This window comes from Variovorax humicola, from assembly GCF_037889915.1.
Taxonomy (GTDB): domain Bacteria; phylum Pseudomonadota; class Gammaproteobacteria; order Burkholderiales; family Burkholderiaceae_C; genus Variovorax; species Variovorax humicola.
Genome location: NZ_JBBKZV010000003.1, coordinates 207,300 through 224,659 on the forward strand (window position 1 = coordinate 207,300; position 17,360 = coordinate 224,659).

The following is a 17,360-nucleotide window of genomic DNA, read 5'->3' on the forward strand; positions in this document are numbered from 1 at the left end:
AGGGGGAGGCGCCGCAGGCGCATCGGGGGTGTTCCATTCACAGCTCCTTGCGAATGTCAACGAGCCGCGTCAACCCCCAGATGATCATCAGCACCACCGCCAGCAGGATCACCGCGTTGGCCGCAGCCAGCGGGAATTGCAGGTAGGAGGTCTGCACCTGGATGATCTTGCCGACCGACGCGATCTGCTGGCCGCCCATGACGCCGATCGTTACGAAGTCGCCCATCACGATGGTGATGACGAAGATCGAGCCGATCAGGATGCCGGTGCGCGACAGCGGCACGATCACGTTCCACAACGTCTGCCAACCCGAGGCGCCCGAGTCGCTGGCGGCCTCCAGCAGCGAACGGTCGATGCGCATCATGCTGTTGAAGATGGGCACGATCATGAACATCGTGTAGAGGTGCACGAAGGCGAGTACCACCGAGAAATCGGAGAACAGCAGCCACTCGACCGGCTTGTCAGCGAAGCCGAGGGTCATCAACACATCGTTGACGAGTCCGTTGCGGCCCAGCAGCGGCACCCACGAGATCATGCGGATCACGTTCGATGTCCAGAAGGGCACCGTGCACAGCACGAACAGGATCGTCTGCATGCCCGGCGTTCGCACGTGGAACGCGAGGAAGTAGGCAACCGAGAAGCCCAGCAGCAGCGTGATGCCCCAGACCAGCACGCAGAACTTGAGCGTGCTGATGTAGGTGCTGAGCGTGACGCAGAAGTCACCGTTGTCGGTGAGGTGCGAGCAGCCTTCGAAGATGCTGAAGTAGTTGCGCAGCGTGACCGCCGGGATCAACTCGTACTCGTTGAAATTCCAGAGGCTGACCATCGCGATCAGCGCCAGCGGGATCAGGAAGAACAACAGGAACACCAGCGCAAACGGCGCCGCCTGCCACCAGGCCTTGACCGTGTGGGTCGGCATGGTGGCCGCGTGGCCGGATGTTGCTGGTGCGCTCATGGTGCTGGATCTTTTTCCCTCGTCCTGTGGGAGAGCGCAGGAAGAGAGCATGGCGATTGAAAGTGGGGCAGAAAGTCAGGCGGCCACAAACTCATTCCACTTGCGGACCATGTACTCGTTCTCGTCCATCACCGCGTTCCAGCAGGCGATGCCGCCCATGCGCTGCTCGTAGCTGCCGCCGTCGCGCACCGCGCCGGCCTTCGCCAGCACGTCGCCGTTGGGGCTCTTGATGTCCTGCGCGGCGGGCTTGCCTTCCATCCAGTAGGCCCATTCGTAGGCTTCCATCTTGGCCTTGGCGGTGTCGAGCACGGCGCTGTAGTAGCCCTGGCGATTCAGGTAGGCGCCGGCCCAGCCGTCGAGGAACCAGTTGATGAATTCATACGCGCCGTCGAGCTTCTTGCCGCTCAGCGTGGCCGGCAGGCCGAAGCCGGCAGCCCAGGCGCGGTAGCCCTCCTTCAGCGGCTGGAAGTTGCAGGCAATGCCCTTGGTGCGCACGGCCGTCACGGCGGGCGACCACATCGACTGGATCACCACTTCGCCGGAGGCCATGAGGTTGACCGATTCGTTGAAGTCCTTCCACAGCGCACGGAACTGGCCGGCCTTCTTGGCCTCGATCAAGGTCTTGATCGTGAGGTCGATCTCTTGCTTGGTCATGTTGCCCTTGTCGGCGTACTTGTGGATGCCCTTGGCCTCCACCACCATCGCGGCGTCCATTATGCCGATCGAGGGGATGTTGAGGATCGCGGCCTTGCCCTTGAATTCGGGGTTCAGCAATTCGGCCCACGAGTCGATCGGGCGCTTGATCAGGTCGGGGCGGATGCCGAGCGTGTCGGCGTTGTAGACCGTCGGGATCAGCGACATGAACTGAGTCGGCGTGGCCGAGAATTTCTTCGACTTCTCCCCTTCGAGGTAGATCACCTTCTTGGGCGCCGTGCCCTGGTCGCCGACCTTCTTGCCGGCCACTTCGCCCTTGGTGAAGAGCGAGGTGATCTTGTCGGCGTTCTTGATCTTCTTCGTGTCGATGCCCTTGAGGTTGCCGGTCGGCACGATCTTCTTGAGCGAGAAGAACTCGGTGTCGATCAGGTCGAAGCTGTTGGGCGCGGTGACGGCGCGCTTGGTCACGTCGTCGGTGGTCACGGCCACGTACTGGATCTCGATGCCGGTGTCCGCCTTGAACTTCTCGCCGATCGCCTTGTCCTGGTTCACCGCCGTGCCGAGGTAGCGCAGCACGACCTTTTCCTGCGCGTGGACGAAGGGTGCCATGCCCGTGGCCATGATGCCCGCGAGGCCGGCGCCGCCCTGCACGAGGGAGCGGCGCTTGATGCCGTTGTTGGAAGAGTCGATCGGATCGGACATGGGAAGGCCTCCAGAGTTGGTGGTGGGAAGGGAGCGGCGTGGGAGAACCACGGACAGGATGAACGGGCTCAGGCGGCTTCAGCGGCCAACTCATCGCGATGCGCGCGGCCGAAAGGCGTGGACGTGCCGCGCGAAGCCGGCCGCGAGACGCCCGGGCCCAGAACCCGCGCATCGGCCGGGTCCCACGCCAGCGTGACGCGGTCGCCCGCGCTGTAGGGGTGGCCCAGGAAGGTCGACTCGTTCAAGAGCACCGACACGCCCTTGCGGCCCTCGGCGGCCTCGGTCACGTCGAGGCCCAGCAATACGTAGGTGCCCTGGTATTCGACGTCGGTGACCACGGCCCCGATGCCGCCGGCCTCGTCCGCGCCACCCACGCGCATGTGGTCGTTGCGCACCGCAATGGGGCCTGCCGGGGTATCGATCACGTTGTGGCCGCCCATAAAGCGTGCGACGAATTCGCTCGACGGATGGTTGTAGACCGCGTGCGGCGAGCCGACCTGTTCGATCAGTCCCTGGTTCATGACGACCATCGTGTCGGCCAGCGCCATCGCTTCCTCCTGCGAGTGCGTGACGTGGATGAAGGTCAGCCCCAACTCCTTCTGCCAGCGGCGCAGTTCGGCGCGCATCTGGATGCGCAGGAAGGGATCGAGTGCCGACAGCGGTTCGTCGAGCAGCAGCACGCGCGGCTCGGTGATGAGTGCGCGGGCCAGCGCCACGCGCTGTTGCTGGCCGCCCGAGAGCTCGGCCGGCTTGCGTTCGGCCAGATGGGCCATCGCCACGCGATCGAGCAAGTTGCCCGCACGCTTGCGGCGCTCGACCTTGCCCACGCCCTTCATCTTCAGGCTGAAGGCCACGTTGTCGAGCGCCGACAGGTGCGGAAACAGCGCGAAGCTCTGGAACATCATGGCCGTGCCGCGCGCCGCGGCGGGCAGGTTGGTGATGTTGCGGTTGTCGAGCAGCACGTCGCCGGCGGAGGCGGACTCGTGCCCGGCAATCATGCGCAGCGTGGTGCTCTTGCCGCAACCCGAGGGGCCGAGCAGGCAGCAGTAGCTGCCGCTTTCGATGCGAAGGTCGATGTGGTCGACCGCCGCGGGCGTGCCGGCCGCATAGCGCTTGGTCAGCGCAACGATCTCGACAGCCGCAGGAGGGGGGTTGGCGACAGGTTCCATTGCACTGGCAATCGCAAGACATGTGCCAATGAGCGCGCTACCACCGGCGCGCCGGATGCACCACTATCGGGCGGATGCGGGCGTCCAGTACGCGTAGGCCCAGGCCGGCGTGAAGCCTGCGCGCCGGTACAGGGCCAGCGCCGGTGCATTGCCCGCCTCGACCTGCAGGAACACCCGCTCGAAGCCGCGCTGCAACGCTGCCTGCGCCAGCCCCGCCATGACCCTTCCGGCGAGCCCGCGGCCGCGCGCCGATTGCTCGGTGCGCATGCCGTGCACGCTGGCCCAGCCATGGCTGAGCGCCATGGCGCCGGCGGCCACCGTGCGACCGTCCTCGCGCACGCTGCCAAAGAGCGTACCGGTCGCCCGGCTCAATGCCTTCACGCGGCTCGCGCCATCGACCGGGTCGAGGCCCTCTCCGAGAAACACCGATGCCCAGCCTGCGTCGGGTGCGCCGTCGACCTCGGCCGGTGCATCGGACGACAGCGCGAGCAACGCTCGCAGCGTGCCGACCTGCGTGAACGTGGGCTTGCGCCGCTGGTAGCCGCTCTGCATCAAGGCTTCCTGCAGCGCATCGAAGCATGGCGCGTCGGCCACGCGGAAGGCGGCAGGCAGGCCCTGCGCAAGATAGCGTCCTTCGATGCGCTCGACCAGCCGTGCGGCCGGCGCTTCATGGCGCAACGGCACGGCAGTCTTCGCGCGTCCGACCGTGCCGTTGTCGAAGGGCAGCAGCCAGCGGTCGTCAGTCTCTTCCACGGCCCGGGGTGCGACGGCGGCGACGGTGGCGCGCTCGATCGCCTCGATGTCATCTGTCTTCATGTCAGCGGTCGCGGAGCGCCTCCCGCGAAGCATCGAGCCAGGACGAGCATTGCGAAGTCTGTTCGTGGGCACCCGCGGAACCGGCTTTGCCGGGCCGCTGGGTGCGCCCCCTCGAGGGGGAGGCGCCGCAGGCGCTTCGGGGGTGTTTCATTTCACTGCGGCGGTGCGAAGCGCGCATTGGCGAGGTTGCGCACCATCGCATCGCGCTGGCCCTTGCTGACGGTGTGCATTCCCTCGATCACCCACTTGGTGCGGGCGGTGTTGATGTTGCCGGTGCGCTTCCACTGCGCCAGCTCCGCGTCGGGCTTGTGCAGCATCGCGGCCAGCCACGCGGCCTGCGTGGGCTCCAGCCGCGAAGCGCCGCGCTTGTTGAAGTAGCGCCGCGCGGCGGCATCGGCGCCGCAGATGCCGCCGCCCCAGGGTGCGTTGTCGAGGTAGATCTGCAGGATGCGGGCCTTGCCGAGCGTCTGTTCCATTTCCACTGCGTAGAGCATCTCGCGCAGTTTGCGCTCGCCCGTGCGTTCCCTGCCTGTCGCCACCATCTTCGCGAGTTGCTGCGTGATCGTGCTGCCGCCGCGTTCGATCTGGCCGGCCTTCTGGTTGGCGGCAGCGGCGGCGCTCAATTCGGTGAGGTCATAGCCGGGATGCTCGAAGAAGCGCTGGTCTTCCGCCGCGACGACGGCGCGCGCCAGCCAGCTTTCCGGCGCGAGCCGGGCGGAAGGGCCGCAACTGGTGCGTGCGCTGAGCATCGCTTCGGTGCCGAGCCCCTCGACCGTGAACTGCGAGATCTTCGGCTGGACGCGAAAGCTCTCGGTCGGCAGCCCGAGCTGGGCGCGCAACGACATCGTGCCGCCGATGCGCGCGCGCTTCAATTCGGGGAGAGTCGGCACGAACACGCCGTACCACTTGTCGATGGGCGCGTCGTCCATGTCGACGTTGAGCTGCAGCGTCTTCTGCGACAGGCGGCCGTCCCAATGGCCCTGCAGCACCGACACGGCGCTCCCGGGCAGCATGGCTTCGAGCGTGCCGGTCAGCGCGACGACGTCACGGCGCACGGTGATGTGCAGGCGATCGACCTTGATGGGCTGTTCGCCCAGTTCGGGCACCGTCGCGCTGCAGGGTGCGCACACCAGGTCGAGGGTCTGCTTCGGCTCGTTCCAGCCGAAGCGCGTCGGGCCGAAGCGCGTGTTGAGCGACCGGCCGTCGAGCCACGGGCCGAACCAGGGTGCGGTCACGACGCGGATCATGGTCGGCACGCCGACATCGAATTCGATCGGCCCGGCCTGGACGCGCGTGGCCCACTCGCCCGCGGCTGGCGTCAGCGCGATCCTGACGATGAGGACGACGGCTACGGCGGCCGTCACCACCAGCGCCAGGGCCACGTACAGCAGGTAACGCAGGATCTTGTTCACGGCGCGTCTCGTTGAGGTCGTTGTCGTCGCTATTGTCATCGTGGCGATCGTGCCAGCTTGCCATGCTGCGGGCGGCCACGGCCGCAGCCTGATTTCAAATGTCGAGCATCGCCATGCGCGCGGCGTTGCGCACAGGCACCGTTCCCCGGATTTTTGGCGCTATGCCATTTGGCCGGGCGGTGTGATCTGAGGATGGGGTGCCGGGCGACATGCATGCCGCCGGGACTCCTGCAGAACCGCTTGCCGGCCGAGGGCCGCAAGGGATGAAATTGGAGCGGGAAAAGAGTCTCGAACTCTCGACCTCAACCTTGGCAAGGTTGCGCTCTACCAACTGAGCTATTCCCGCGATTTGTGAGGGTCGCATTATAGGCAAGTTGAAAGGCCCACCTTTTTACTCGGCCGCGCGCGCCAGGGTCACGGCTTGCCACGGACCCTTCGACTGGCCGCTGGCCGCAGCCCAGTACCACGATGATGTATCCGTGAAGGCTGTGCCGCCGGCGTCCACGATGCGCTCGCACACGCGCAGGCTTTGCGTGCGGGCGCGCTCGGCGGTGAAGCAGCGCCACAGGCGCTCCCGCGCATCGCGTTCAAGCCGCGCCTTCTCGATGCGATAGCCGATCGCCCGGTAGCAATCGGCGGCCGGATGCAGCATGCGTGTCGGTGCATTGACCTCGCGCAGCACCAGCGTCTGGGTCCCGTCGGTCATGCGGGTCATCGCGCCGGGGAAGTGTTCCGCAAAGCGCTGCTCGACCGCGCTCAGTGCGACCGGGCGCATCGGTGAGTTGTCCCATTGCTTCGGCCACGCATGAACCGAGCTTGCGGCGACGACGGGAACGGACTCTGCCGGTGCATGAAGCGCATCGGCTGCCGACCACAAAAGGCACATCGCCATCACCAGCGCGAAGGCGGCCTTGTGCGCGATGCGCTGCATGAAATGATTGGCAAACAGCAAGCGCTCAAGCAGTTGCAAGGACATGGCGGTCTCCGTGGTCGGTGAGGGCTTGTCCGGCGCCGCGCGATCGAGGCGGCGCCATCGCGCGCGCGATGCATGCGCAGACTGCCGCGAGCACGAGCAGGCCGAACGCGTCGTGCGCCCAGGGCGCCAGCGGACGGCCGGCGCCCTCGAAGGCCACCAGCGCGCTGTTGCGAACGACGTTGCCGGCCATCACCAGCAGGCCCACCGCAGGCAGGCGCGCGAAGAACGAACGATTGCCGCGGCCGACCCACAGCGCGACCGCGCATGCCGTGAAGTAGCCGAGCCACACCATCTGCACGCCCGAGCACGGTGCATCGACGATGACCATGCGGCCGTCGACCTGGAGCGTCGTGCCTTCGCGCATCACGCTGAAGGCCGGCGCGAGCAGCCAGCGGCTCGCCTCGGCCGTGATCACGCGCAGCGGATAGCCGGCATAGAACTGCAGCGACGAGAGCAGCGGCAGCGCCAGCACCGCAAGGCCCGCAACAGGCAGCATCGCGACCCGGCGCGGCATGAATGCCGACAAGGCGCAGGCGAGCGCCAGCACGGCCAGCAATCCCGAAGCCAGCGGCGGCAACATCGGCCGCAGCAGCGTGGCGGCGACAGTGCCGATCATCGCCAGCGCGAGCCAGCCGAGTCGCGGCGAGGCACGCAGGTCTCGTCGTGAATGCCAGACCAGCACGGCCAGCGCGGCCAGGGCCAGCACGCCCAGTGGATCATCGGAGCCGTCGCGCAGGCGCGCGGCCATCCACAGCCATGTGGGCGCCAGCGCCGTGGCCTGCAGCGCGAGCCAACCGGCGGCTGGCGCGCGGTCGAGCCGGATGCTCCAGTCCACCAGGCGGGGATGGGTTCGGGCGAGGGATGCGAGCGACATCTTCCGGCCTCAATGTGTCAGGCGACGCGCGTCGTTGCGGCGTGCGCGGCGACGCAGCATGGCGAGCATCGACAGCACCACGGCAACGGCGCCGATCAATTCAGGTTCCGGCGTGCTCGGCACTTCGGCGCCGAGCGTCGGCGTGCCGCCCACCGCCAGTTCGCTCACTCCCTTGGGCAGCGGTTGCGGCTGGTCGACGCTGGTCGTGCCTTGCGGCGCCGGATTGCGCACCACCTTGTCGACAGCGATGAAGCTCGTGTATTGCGTGAGCAGGCTGTAGCGCAGGCCGAGGTCGGTGATGCGTTTCGCGATCGCGTCGGTGGGCTCCAGCGACTCCTGGTCGCTCAGTGCCGCGATGCGATGGCGTGCCCACAGCGTGCGCAGCGCGGCCGTGTCCTGGCGGGTCTTCGTGTCCACGGCCAGCTCCTGGCGATACGCGCCGCTGGCGCTCTGGCCTTCGATGACGACGCGGCCCTTCGCTTCGCCGCGCCATTTGCCGAACACGATCACCGGGCGTTCGCCGAGCACGTCGGGCAATGCGGTGGGTTCCACGTCATACACGTCGAGGTCGCCGAAGGTCGCCTTCACGTGCGTCAGCACCGGCGATTCGACCATGCGCTTGAAGCGCGCAGCCTGCTCGGGCGCCTGGATCGGGTCGGTGATGATGAACGGCTCGCCCATGCCGGCACGGGCCAGCCCCTCCATCAGGTGGCGGTTCACCGAACTGCCGATGCCGAACGAAAACAGGTTGGCGCGGCCGAGGTTCTTGCGCACGAGTTCGAAGGCTTCGCGTTCGACATCGACGTAGCCATCGGTCACCACCACCACCGAGCGCGAGACGTTGTCCGGCTTCGGTTCGGCGTACGCGCGCTTGAGCGCGGGAACCAGCTCGGTGCTGCCGCTGCCCTGGTATTGGTTGATGGTGGCCAAGGCCTGCTCGATGTTGGCGCGCGTGGCTGGCACCGACTTGGGCGAGAGCATCCGGTTGCTGCCGGAGAACAGCAGTACGTTGAAGGTGTCGCTTGGGCGCAGGCCCCCGATGAGGCGCTCGAGCATGGCCTTGGCGGTGTCCAGCGGGAAGCCGTGCATCGAGCCGGAGATGTCGACGACGAAGATGTAGTCGCGCGGCGAGATGGCACTGGCCGCCACCGACTTGGGCGGCTCGACCATTGCGAGGAAGAAGTTCTCGTCCTGGCCCTTGAAGAGCATCAGGCCCGATTCGATCTTGTCGCCGGCGAGGCGGTAGTCAAGCACGAAGTCGCGGTTGTTCGCGGGCTCGTTGGTGGCTGTGAGCGCGACGTCCGCGTGCCTTTCTTCGTCGTCCTTCTTCACGTCGATCGCATGCGTGGCCGATCGGATCTCCCGGATGCCCATGGGCGTGTCGATCGCGACCTTGAGCGCGAACGTGGTGTTGGGCGCAACGCCCGCACGCAGCGTCGGCTGCGCCACCCACTTCGTCGTGGCCGGGTCGGCTCGCGGACTGTGATAGCGCGGACCCACCACGGTCGGGAACACGAACTGGTAGTTGCCGGCGTTCGGCACCAGCAGTTCGGTGTAGTGCAGCTCGACCTTCACGTCATCGCCCGGAAGGATGTTGGCGACGTTCATCTGGAAAACATTGGGGAGGTGCTGCTCCAGCAGCGCGGCGGTCTTGCCTTCGTTCTTCGCGGTGGTGTATTCGATCTGCGCTTGCTTCTTCTCGCGGATTTGCGCTGTGATGAGGCGGTCGCCCAGCCGCACGTTGAGGCCGCTGACGGCAGCCCTGGTCGAGCCGGGAAACACGTAGCGCGCTTCGATGGCGCGCTGGCCTTCGTTGCGATAGGTCTGCGTCACCGTCACGTCGGCGATCACGCCCGACACATGCACGTTGACCTCGGTGGCCTTGAGCGGCAGCCGGTCGGTGTCGGGCGAATCGCTCTTCACGAAGAAGTACGGGCTTTCGGTTTTCAGGCGCGGCCCCGTGGCCTCTTGCGCGCTGGCGGGGCGCACGGTCAGCAGCACGAAGCAGGTGGTGGCAACGCTCACGGTGGCGAGCCATAGCCAATGGCCGTGGCAGGGAGAGGCGGCTTGCGTCATTCTTGTTTCCTCAGGTCGTGCGAACTTGCACGGACCTCAATGTCGCGAGCGCAAGCGAAGCCAGTTGGAAGACCGTGGGAATCAAGAAGCGCGAATGTGAAGTCTGTGTGAAGTCCTGCGGCAATGGACTTCATACAGGCTTCGGATGGCGCGGCGAGCATCGCGGCCTCGAATGTTTCGAGCTGTTGCGCAAGCATGCGCATGCATCCCGTGCCGTGCAGGCCGGTGGGTTTGGCGATCGCACTGTTGCCCCTGTTGTTGCTTGCGAAGTCGGAGAGTTCCGTATCCGGAATCGCCTATGCTGGCGACCCGCAGGGTCGACAGAGATGCGTTGTGGGGCGTTGTGGGCCAGTGTCGCGAATGCGCCGTCGTCGGCGAAATTGATTGATGAGAAAGCGTGTTTCTGGATGTTCAAACTTTCTCCCGTGTTGAAGCGCGTCGTCCTATGGGGCGGCGGCGCTGTCGTTGCCGGGGCGCTGGTGGTGGTGGGCGCAGTGGGCGTCGCAGCGGTGGTGATCACGCCGAAACTGCCTGACGTATCGGCGCTGGCCGACTACCAGCCCAAGCTGCCCTTGCGCGTGTACTCATCCGACAACGTGCTGATCGGCGAATTCGGCGAGGAGCGCCGTGACCTGGTGCCGATCGGCGAAGTGCCGAAGGTGCTGAAGGATGCGGTGATCGCGGTGGAGGATTCGCGCTTCTACGCGCACGGCGGGATCGACTACTTCGGCCTTGTGCGTGCCGCGCTTTCGAACATCCTGCATGGTGCGAACCGGCAGGGTGCGTCGACCATCACGCAACAGGTGGCGCGCAACGTGTACCTGAGCTCCGAGAAGACGCTGACCCGCAAGGCCTACGAGGCGCTGCTCGCCTACAAGCTGGAGAGCAAGCTCACGAAGGACCAGATCCTGGAGATCTACCTGAACCAGATCTACCTCGGCAACCGGGCCTACGGTTTTGCCGCCGCATCGGAGTCCTACTTCGGCAAGCCGCTGAAGGACATCACGACGGCGGAAGCCGCGATGCTGGCCGGCCTGCCGAAGGCGCCGGGCACCAACAACCCGCTGGTCAATCCGCACCGCGCGCGCACGCGCCAGCTGCATGTGATCGAGCGCATGCAGGACACCGGCGCGATCACTGCCGAGCAGGCCACGGCCGCGCGCGACGAGGAACTGCACCTGCGCGATGCCGCCGATCCGACGCGCGTGCATGCGGAATACGTGGCCGAATCCGTTCGCCGCGAAATGCTCGCCCAGTACGGCGACACCATCTACACCCGTGGCTTGAAGGTCTACACCACGCTGGTGGCGACTGACCAGATGGCTGCCTACCGCTCGCTGCGCCGCGGCGTCCTGGACTACGAACGGCGCCAGCCCTACCGCGGGCCGGAGGAGACGGTCGAGCTGCCGGCCGATCCGTCGGCACTCGACGACGCGGTGGACGACGCCTTGGCCGATCACCCCGACAACGGCGATGTCAGGGCGGCGGTGGTGTTGTCCGCGAGCCCGAAGGAGGTCGTTGCGGTGCGCGCCAACGGCGAGTCGCTTCAGATAAACGGGGAAGGGCTGCGGCCGATGCTGGCGAGTCTTTCCGACAAGGCGGCAGCCAACGTGAGAATCCGCCGGGGCGCGGTGATCCGCGTGATCAAGACGCCCAAGAACACCTGGGAGATCACGCAACTGCCTGAAGTCGAGGCGGCCTTCGTCGCGGTCGATCCGCGTGATGGCGCGATCAAGGCGCTGGTCGGCGGCTTCGACTACGACAAGAGCAAGTTCAACCATGCGACGCAGGCCTGGCGCCAGCCGGGTTCGAGCTTCAAGCCCTTCATCTATTCAGCCGCGCTGGAGAAGGGCTTCTCACCGGCCACGGTGGTCAACGATTCGCCGCTGGTCTTCGATTCCGCGGCGACCGGCGGCGCGCCGTGGGAGCCGAAGAATTTCGAGGGCACCTACGGTGGCCCGATGACGATCCAGCGTGCACTCGAGAAGTCGGTGAACATGGTCACGCTGCGTGTGCTGCAGGCGATCGGCACGCAATATGCGCAGGACTGGATCACGCGTTTCGGCTTCGACCGCGACAAGCATCCTGCGGTGCTGCCGATGGGCCTGGGCGCCGGCTCGGTCACGCCGTTGCAGATGGCTGCGGCCTACTCGGTGTTTGCCAACGGCGGCTATCGCGTGAGCCCCTGGCTCGTGGCGCGGGTGACCGACTTCAGGGGCAACGTGCTGTTCGAGAACAAGCCGCCGGTGCGGGATGAAGACATGCGCGCCATTCCAGAGCGCAATGCTTTCGTGATGCGCACCTTGCTCAACAGCGTCGTGAAGCGCGGCACCGCGTTCAAGGCGTGGCAGACGCTGAAGCGCGACGATCTGTTCGGCAAGACCGGCACCACCAACGATTCGGTCGACACCTGGTTCGCGGGCTTCCAGCCCACGATGGTGGGCATTGCATGGGTCGGCTACGACACGCCGCGCCAACTCGGCGTGCGTGGCGAGACCGGTGGCAGCCTGAGCCTGCCGATCTGGACCGGCTATATGGAGACCGCGCTGAAGGGTGTGTCGGTGGCGGCGCTGACGCCGCCGGAGGGCGTGGCCAATGTCGACGGCAGCTGGTACTTCGATGACTTCACGCCGGGGCACGGGGTGGCCAGCCTGGGGCTGGATGCGGTGGCGGTGCCGACGCCGCCGGCTGAACAAATGGCGGTGACTCCCGCTGCGCCGGCCGCGCCCGTGGAGCAGGTCGCGCCGGTGCCCAGGCCCGAGGAACGCAACCGCATCCTCGACTGGTTCCGTTGATGACGCCTCGTATCAATTTCCACCACGCCATCGCGTGATCCTCGCTGCGTGAAACCAGGACGAGCACGGCGAAGTCTGTTCGTGGGCACCCGCGGAACCGGCTTTGCCGGGCCGCCGGGTGCGCCCCCTCGAGGGGCTTGAGTGGAGGCGCCGCAGGCGATTCGGGGAGGGCTCATCCTGGCCTGTTCGTGGGCACCCGCGGAACCGGCTTTGCCGGGCCGCTGGGTGCGCCCCCTCGAGGGGGAAGCGCCGCAGGCGCATCGGGGGTGTTTTATCTACCCGCGGAACCGGCTTTGCCGGGCCGCTGGGTGCGCCCCCTCGAGGGGGAGGCGCCGCAGGCGCATCGGGGGTGTTTCATTTCACCAGCCAGATGCGCCCGTCCTTTACCTTCACCGGATAGCTGCGAATCGGCTTGTCGGCCGGCGCATAAGTCGCCTTGCCGCTGCGCACGTCGAACTTGCCCTGGTGCAGGGGGCATTCGATCTCGTGGCCTTCGAGGAAGCCGTCGCACAAGCGGCCGTCGCCGTGCGTGCAGCGGTTGTCGGTGGCGTGGATGGTGCCATCGACGTTGAAGAGGGCAATGTCGAGGCCGGCTGTCTCGACGCCGATGACGTCTCCCGCGGGCACCGCATCGGCCGCGGCAATGTCGATCCATTCGGCTGTGGTTGTCATGCTGCTCATAGCGGATAGATCAGTGAGTTGGGGATCATCTCGCTGTCGTACACGACCAGGCGCGATGCGAACTTGAGGCCGTCGGGCGTGCGTACGACGGTGTCGATGTAGCGGCCGACGTTGTAGACGCTGGTCAGCTCGTTGAGCTTGGTGCGGAACACCGCGTAGTTGGCCTCGCATTCGATGCGCTCGCCATCGGCCTTGTGCACCAGCGGCGCGCCGACCACGTGGCGCTGGTAGTACGGGTCGTGGAACAGCGTTTCCTTGATGCCGTAGACGCGGTCCATCAGCATGCCCTTGCTTTCGAACGCCAGCGTGGCCAGCGGAAAGCCGCGCTCGTGGTTCTCGCGCGGCTGGATGCGGTAGCTGCACTCGTCGATGAAGAAGCCGGGCCACAAGTCCCAGTTGCCGGAATCCACGGCGCTGGCGTAGTCTGCGTAGAGGCGCGTGAGCGCCATGTAGTCGTCGAACTGCATGGTCAAGCCTCCATGACTTCGCGCCAGTACTTGTACATGCCGCGAATGAGCGTTTCGGTGACCATGTGGTCGGTGTCCTCGACCTCCCTGCCGCCCAGCTCGACCAGCGTGCGATGCGACGGCCTGCTCTCGAAGCTCAGCTGCGACAACTCGATCACCTCGCCATCGTCCGCCGACACGAAGCCGGCCGGGCCGAACAGGTTGGCCTGGCGCAGGCGGCGCTGCGTCATCTCGTCTGTGTCGTCCTCGAAGCCGAAGTGGGTCCACACGAAGTCGAAGGCGCCATGGCCATCCGGAATGATCTGGCGCGTCGACACGCTGTTCACCTGCTGCTGCAGGATCACGCTGGGGAACAGCGTGGTCATCACTGCGGTGGGGCCGCCCCACCAGGGCTCGGGCACGATGTCGAGGAAGCGCGGATCGTGCAATTGCATGCTGGCCTTGAAGCTCGACACCTGCGTCACCTGGTCGGCCTGTCCCTGCGCGCCGCGCGTGGAGATCATGGCCGCGTGGCGGTGCCGCGCATCCATCACCAGTTGCGACTTGTTGTCGGCACGCCAGAGGCCGAAGGTGACGAACCAGGTGTGCAGCAGGCCGGGGTGATAGGGGTCCTTGATGTTCTCCTGCATCAACTTCCAGTTGCCTGGAATGCGCTGGCGGTTGTAGCCGAGGATGCACAGCTTGCGGCCGTTGAAGAGGCGGTCGAAGTAGTGCAGCACGGTTGGGCCGATGAAGTCTTCGAGCGGCTCGACGTCATGGTCGAACGATGCGAACACCACGCCGCCACGCACTGCGACCTCGAGCCTGGTGAGCCCGTGCTCGGCAGGCTTGAAGTCGGCTGGCATGCCGCCATTGACCTTGCCGTCCCGCTTCACGCCGCGGCGGAACGGCACGCCTTGCAAGTTGCCGTTGAGCGTGTAGGTCCACTGGTGGTACGGACAGACGAACTCCTTGCGGTTGCCATGCCGCTCGCGGCAGAAGGCCACGCCGCGGTGGGCGCAGGCGTTCTCGACGACGTGGATGTCGGCACCGTTGGCGTCGCGCACCATGATCACCGAGCGCTCGCCGATGGATGTGCGCTTGAAGTCGCCGGCGTTGGGGATCTCGGCTTCGAGGCCGACGTAGCACCAGTGGGCCTCGTAGAAGAACCGGTCCAGCTCCAGGCGGTGCCGTGCGTCGTCGGTGTAAGCCGCAAAGGGAATGCGGCTGGTGCCGGCGTCATGCCAGTGCAGGGTGGCTTCGATGGCCATGACTGTCTCCTCTTGTGGGGCGGCGTCGTGACGGCCATCATGGCGCTTTTTGCTGCATCAGCCAATGGAATCCGGCGAATACATTGCATCAATCCTGTGAATACGGGAGGCCCGTGGAAATCAACGAGATCGACCTGAACCTGCTGGTGGTGTTCAACCAGTTGCTGATCGAGCGGCGCGTGTCGGCCGCGGCGGAGACGCTCGGCCTGACGCAGCCGGCCGTCAGCAATGCGCTGGCCCGGCTGCGGCGCCTGCTGGGCGACGAACTGTTCCTGCGCACCCCGGGCGGCATGGCGCCCACGCCTCGGGCCGAGATGCTGGCCCAACCGGTGGCCGATGCGCTGGCGCTGATCCATGGTGCGATGAATCAGCGCATCAGCTTCGATCCGGCCACCAGCCAGCGCAGTTTCAACATCGGCATGTCGGACATCGGCGAGATCTACTTCCTGCCGACCTTGATGGATGCGCTGAAGGCGCAGGCGCCGCAGGTGCGCATCAGCACGGTGCGCAACACCGCCGTGAATCTGGCCGATGCGATGGGCGCGGGCCAGGTCGACCTGGCGCTGGGCCTGTTGCCGCAACTGAAGGCGGGCTTCCTGCAGCGCCGGTTGTTTCCACAGGGGTACGTGTGCGTGTTTCGCAAGGGCCATGCGCTCGACTCCGGCGGCAAGCGGCGCCTGACGCTGGCGGAGTTCTCGGCGGCAGACCATGTGGTGGTGGAGGCGGCAGGTACCGGGCACGGGCGCGTGGATGAAGCCTTGCAGCGCCGCAACATCCACCGCACGGTGCGCCTGCGCGTGCCGCACTTCGTGGCCGTGGGCCACATCCTGTCCGGCACCGACATGATCGCCACGCTGCCTCAGCGCCTGGCCGAGAAGATCGTCGAGCCCTTCGGCCTGACCTGGAGCAAGCATCCGGCTCCATTGCCCGACACCGCGATCACCATGTTCTGGCATGCCCGGTATCACCAGGATCCGGCCAACCAGTGGCTGCGCGACTTCATCTACCGGATGTTTGCCCAGAAGGTGTGATGCTTCTGGCGTGGGGCGATCAGCCGCGGGGCGCGAGTGGGAGCGTGAGCGTCGCCAGCGCGCCGCCGCCAGGCCCATTGACCAACTCGACATGCCCGCGGTGCAGCGCCGCGATCTCCTTCACGAACGCCAGGCCGAGCCCGGTGCTCTTCTTGTGGCTGTGCGGCCGTGCGAGCGAATAGAACTTCTCGAACACCTTGTCTTCCGCGTAGTCCGGAATGCCGGGGCCGCGGTCGCGTACGGAGATGCGGGCGAGGCGCGCGGTGGCTTGGAGCGTGATGACGACTTCGCGGCCCGGGGGAGAGAAGTCGACGGCGTTGTCGAGCAGGTTGCTCACGGCGCGGCGCAGCAGGAAGGGGTCGCCTTCGCTCGTGGCCTGCGGGGCGTCGATGGCCACGCGCACCGACACGTCGCGCGCCGATGCCGCCGTGCGCGCACTGGCCGCGATGTCCTGCAACAAGGGTGCGAGCGCAATCGCCTCCACCCGGTCCAGCGAGCGGCGGGCTTCGAGCGCGGTGAGTTCCATCATGCGGTCGACGATCTCCTGGATGCGCTGCGTCTCGCGCGTGATGTTGGCGAGGAAGTGCGCTCGTTCTGCCTGCGGCATCGATGGCTCCTGCAGCAGCTCGGCCGCGCCGCGGATGGCGGACAACGGGCTCTTCACTTCGTGGGTGAAGTTCTGCACGTAGTCGGCGACGTAGTTGCGGCCGGTGAGCGCATCGCGCATCTCGCTGACCCCGCCGCGCAACACGTCGACCGCACGGCGCACCATGCGCGACACGCTCAGGCGCGGCTGGCTGCGCACCCATTTCCAGTAGTCGGAGATCAGCCCGAACGGCCGTACCAGCCACACCGACATGATGATGGCAAGCACCAGCAAGGCCAGGGCCGAGCCTGCGCCCACCCACAGCGTGCGCGCCCGCGCATCCTCGACGAACTGGCCAAAGCTCTGCACCGGCTTGCCGACGGTGACCACGCCGACGATCTCTTCGCCCCAGCGGATCGGCGCGCCGACGTACATCACCGAGGTGCGCGGGTCGGAGGCCACGTCGCGTGACGTGCGCGCGCCGTATTCGCCGGTGAGCGAGCGGGCCACGTCCGGCCAGCGCGAGTAGTCGTGGCCGAGCTGCCGCCCGGTCGAGTCGAACACGACGTGGCCCGTGTTGTCGGTGACGTACACGCGCAACTCGACGTGCGTCTTGTGCAGGTTGTAGATCTGCGCCGAGAACTGTCGCGCGTAGACCGAGCGGAACAGCGGCTCGAGCTTTGCGGTATTGAGCGCGCCGGCAATCACGTCCTGCTCGATCAGGCTGGCCATGAGCTGCGATGTCTCGACCAGTGATTCTTCCGCCGATTCGCGATAGCGCGGATCGATGTCGGCCACGACGCGGTACAGCAGGAACGCAATGCCGCAGGTGTAGATCAGCAGGATGCCGATGAAGATGCGGGTGCGCTGGGTCAGTTCGACCACCCCCAGGCTTGCTCACTTCGTGTAGCCGCCC

At 66.4% G+C, this 17,360-nt stretch carries 15 protein-coding genes and 1 tRNA gene; 3 read left to right on the top strand and 13 right to left on the bottom strand.

Going from position 1 to position 17,360, the window contains the following annotated elements; translation table 11 throughout:
* Positions 1–37: 37 nt before the first annotated feature.
* The 5 genes from WKW80_RS07920 to WKW80_RS07940 form a co-directional block, all read right to left on the bottom strand.
* Positions 38–955 carry an ABC transporter permease gene (locus WKW80_RS07920; protein WP_340363009.1) on the bottom strand — a complete coding sequence of 306 codons (918 nt, stop codon included), beginning with the start codon at positions 953–955 and terminating at the stop codon, positions 38–40.
* Between the two features lie 75 nt (positions 956–1,030).
* The gene (locus WKW80_RS07925; protein ID WP_340363010.1) at positions 1,031–2,311 is read right to left on the bottom strand and encodes an ABC transporter substrate-binding protein; all 1,281 of its coding nucleotides are present in this window, start codon (positions 2,309–2,311) and stop codon (positions 1,031–1,033) included.
* A 68-nt stretch (positions 2,312–2,379) separates the two neighbouring features.
* The gene (locus tag WKW80_RS07930; protein WP_340363011.1) at positions 2,380–3,480 is read right to left on the bottom strand and encodes an ABC transporter ATP-binding protein; all 1,101 of its coding nucleotides are present in this window, start codon (positions 3,478–3,480) and stop codon (positions 2,380–2,382) included.
* Between the two features lie 63 nt (positions 3,481–3,543).
* Positions 3,544–4,296, bottom strand: coding sequence for a GNAT family N-acetyltransferase (locus tag WKW80_RS07935; protein ID WP_340363012.1), 753 nt, complete (start codon positions 4,294–4,296; stop codon positions 3,544–3,546).
* Positions 4,297–4,448: 152 nt separating this feature from the next.
* Positions 4,449–5,708 carry a biosynthetic peptidoglycan transglycosylase gene (locus WKW80_RS07940; protein WP_340363013.1) on the bottom strand — a complete coding sequence of 420 codons (1,260 nt, stop codon included), beginning with the start codon at positions 5,706–5,708 and terminating at the stop codon, positions 4,449–4,451.
* Between WKW80_RS07940 and WKW80_RS07945 the strand changes: the two genes are divergently transcribed.
* Positions 5,701–5,898 (top strand): hypothetical protein, encoded by a 198-nt coding sequence (locus tag WKW80_RS07945; RefSeq protein ID WP_340363014.1) that lies wholly within the window; start codon positions 5,701–5,703, stop codon positions 5,896–5,898. The two genes, WKW80_RS07940 and WKW80_RS07945, sit on opposite strands and share 8 nt — an antisense overlap.
* Positions 5,899–5,978: 80 nt before the next feature.
* Here WKW80_RS07945 and WKW80_RS07950 read toward each other — a convergent pair.
* From WKW80_RS07950 to WKW80_RS07965, 4 genes are all read right to left on the bottom strand, one after another.
* Positions 5,979–6,054, bottom strand: a tRNA-Gly gene (locus tag WKW80_RS07950).
* Positions 6,055–6,099: 45 nt separating this feature from the next.
* Entirely contained in the window at positions 6,100–6,684 is a 585-nt protein-coding gene (locus WKW80_RS07955) for a hypothetical protein (protein WP_340363015.1), read from the bottom strand.
* Positions 6,665–7,558: an exosortase Q gene (gene xrtQ, locus WKW80_RS07960; protein ID WP_340363016.1), complete on the bottom strand. Its 894-nt coding sequence runs from the start codon at positions 7,556–7,558 to the stop codon at positions 6,665–6,667. The genes WKW80_RS07955 and xrtQ overlap by 20 nt, the downstream gene beginning before the upstream one ends.
* Positions 7,559–7,567: 9 nt before the next feature.
* Positions 7,568–9,634 (bottom strand): VIT and vWA domain-containing protein, encoded by a 2,067-nt coding sequence (locus WKW80_RS07965; RefSeq protein ID WP_340363017.1) that lies wholly within the window; start codon positions 9,632–9,634, stop codon positions 7,568–7,570.
* Positions 9,635–10,041: 407 nt separating this feature from the next.
* Here WKW80_RS07965 and WKW80_RS07970 point away from each other — a divergent pair, with 407 nt between their 5' ends.
* Positions 10,042–12,429, top strand: coding sequence for a penicillin-binding protein 1A (locus WKW80_RS07970; RefSeq protein WP_340363018.1), 2,388 nt, complete (start codon positions 10,042–10,044; stop codon positions 12,427–12,429).
* 354 nt (positions 12,430–12,783) lie between these two features.
* Here WKW80_RS07970 and WKW80_RS07975 read toward each other — a convergent pair whose 3' ends face one another.
* The 3 genes from WKW80_RS07975 to WKW80_RS07985 are packed head-to-tail and all read right to left on the bottom strand — an operon-like array spanning position 12,784 to position 14,827.
* Entirely contained in the window at positions 12,784–13,101 is a 318-nt protein-coding gene (locus tag WKW80_RS07975; RefSeq protein ID WP_422822868.1) for a non-heme iron oxygenase ferredoxin subunit, read from the bottom strand.
* Between the two features lie 5 nt (positions 13,102–13,106).
* Positions 13,107–13,577 (bottom strand): aromatic-ring-hydroxylating dioxygenase subunit beta, encoded by a 471-nt coding sequence (locus WKW80_RS07980; protein WP_340363020.1) that lies wholly within the window; start codon positions 13,575–13,577, stop codon positions 13,107–13,109.
* A 2-nt stretch (positions 13,578–13,579) separates the two neighbouring features.
* Positions 13,580–14,827 (bottom strand): aromatic ring-hydroxylating dioxygenase subunit alpha, encoded by a 1,248-nt coding sequence (locus WKW80_RS07985; RefSeq protein WP_340363021.1) that lies wholly within the window; start codon positions 14,825–14,827, stop codon positions 13,580–13,582.
* 113 nt (positions 14,828–14,940) lie between these two features.
* Here WKW80_RS07985 and WKW80_RS07990 point away from each other — a divergent pair, with 113 nt between their 5' ends.
* The gene (locus WKW80_RS07990) at positions 14,941–15,858 is read left to right on the top strand and encodes a LysR family transcriptional regulator (RefSeq protein WP_340363022.1); all 918 of its coding nucleotides are present in this window, start codon (positions 14,941–14,943) and stop codon (positions 15,856–15,858) included.
* Between the two features lie 19 nt (positions 15,859–15,877).
* Here the strand turns inward: WKW80_RS07990 and creC are convergent, their stop codons facing one another.
* Entirely contained in the window at positions 15,878–17,320 is a 1,443-nt protein-coding gene (gene creC / locus WKW80_RS07995; RefSeq protein ID WP_340363176.1) for a two-component system sensor histidine kinase CreC, read from the bottom strand.
* Positions 17,321–17,360: the final 40 nt, after the last annotated feature.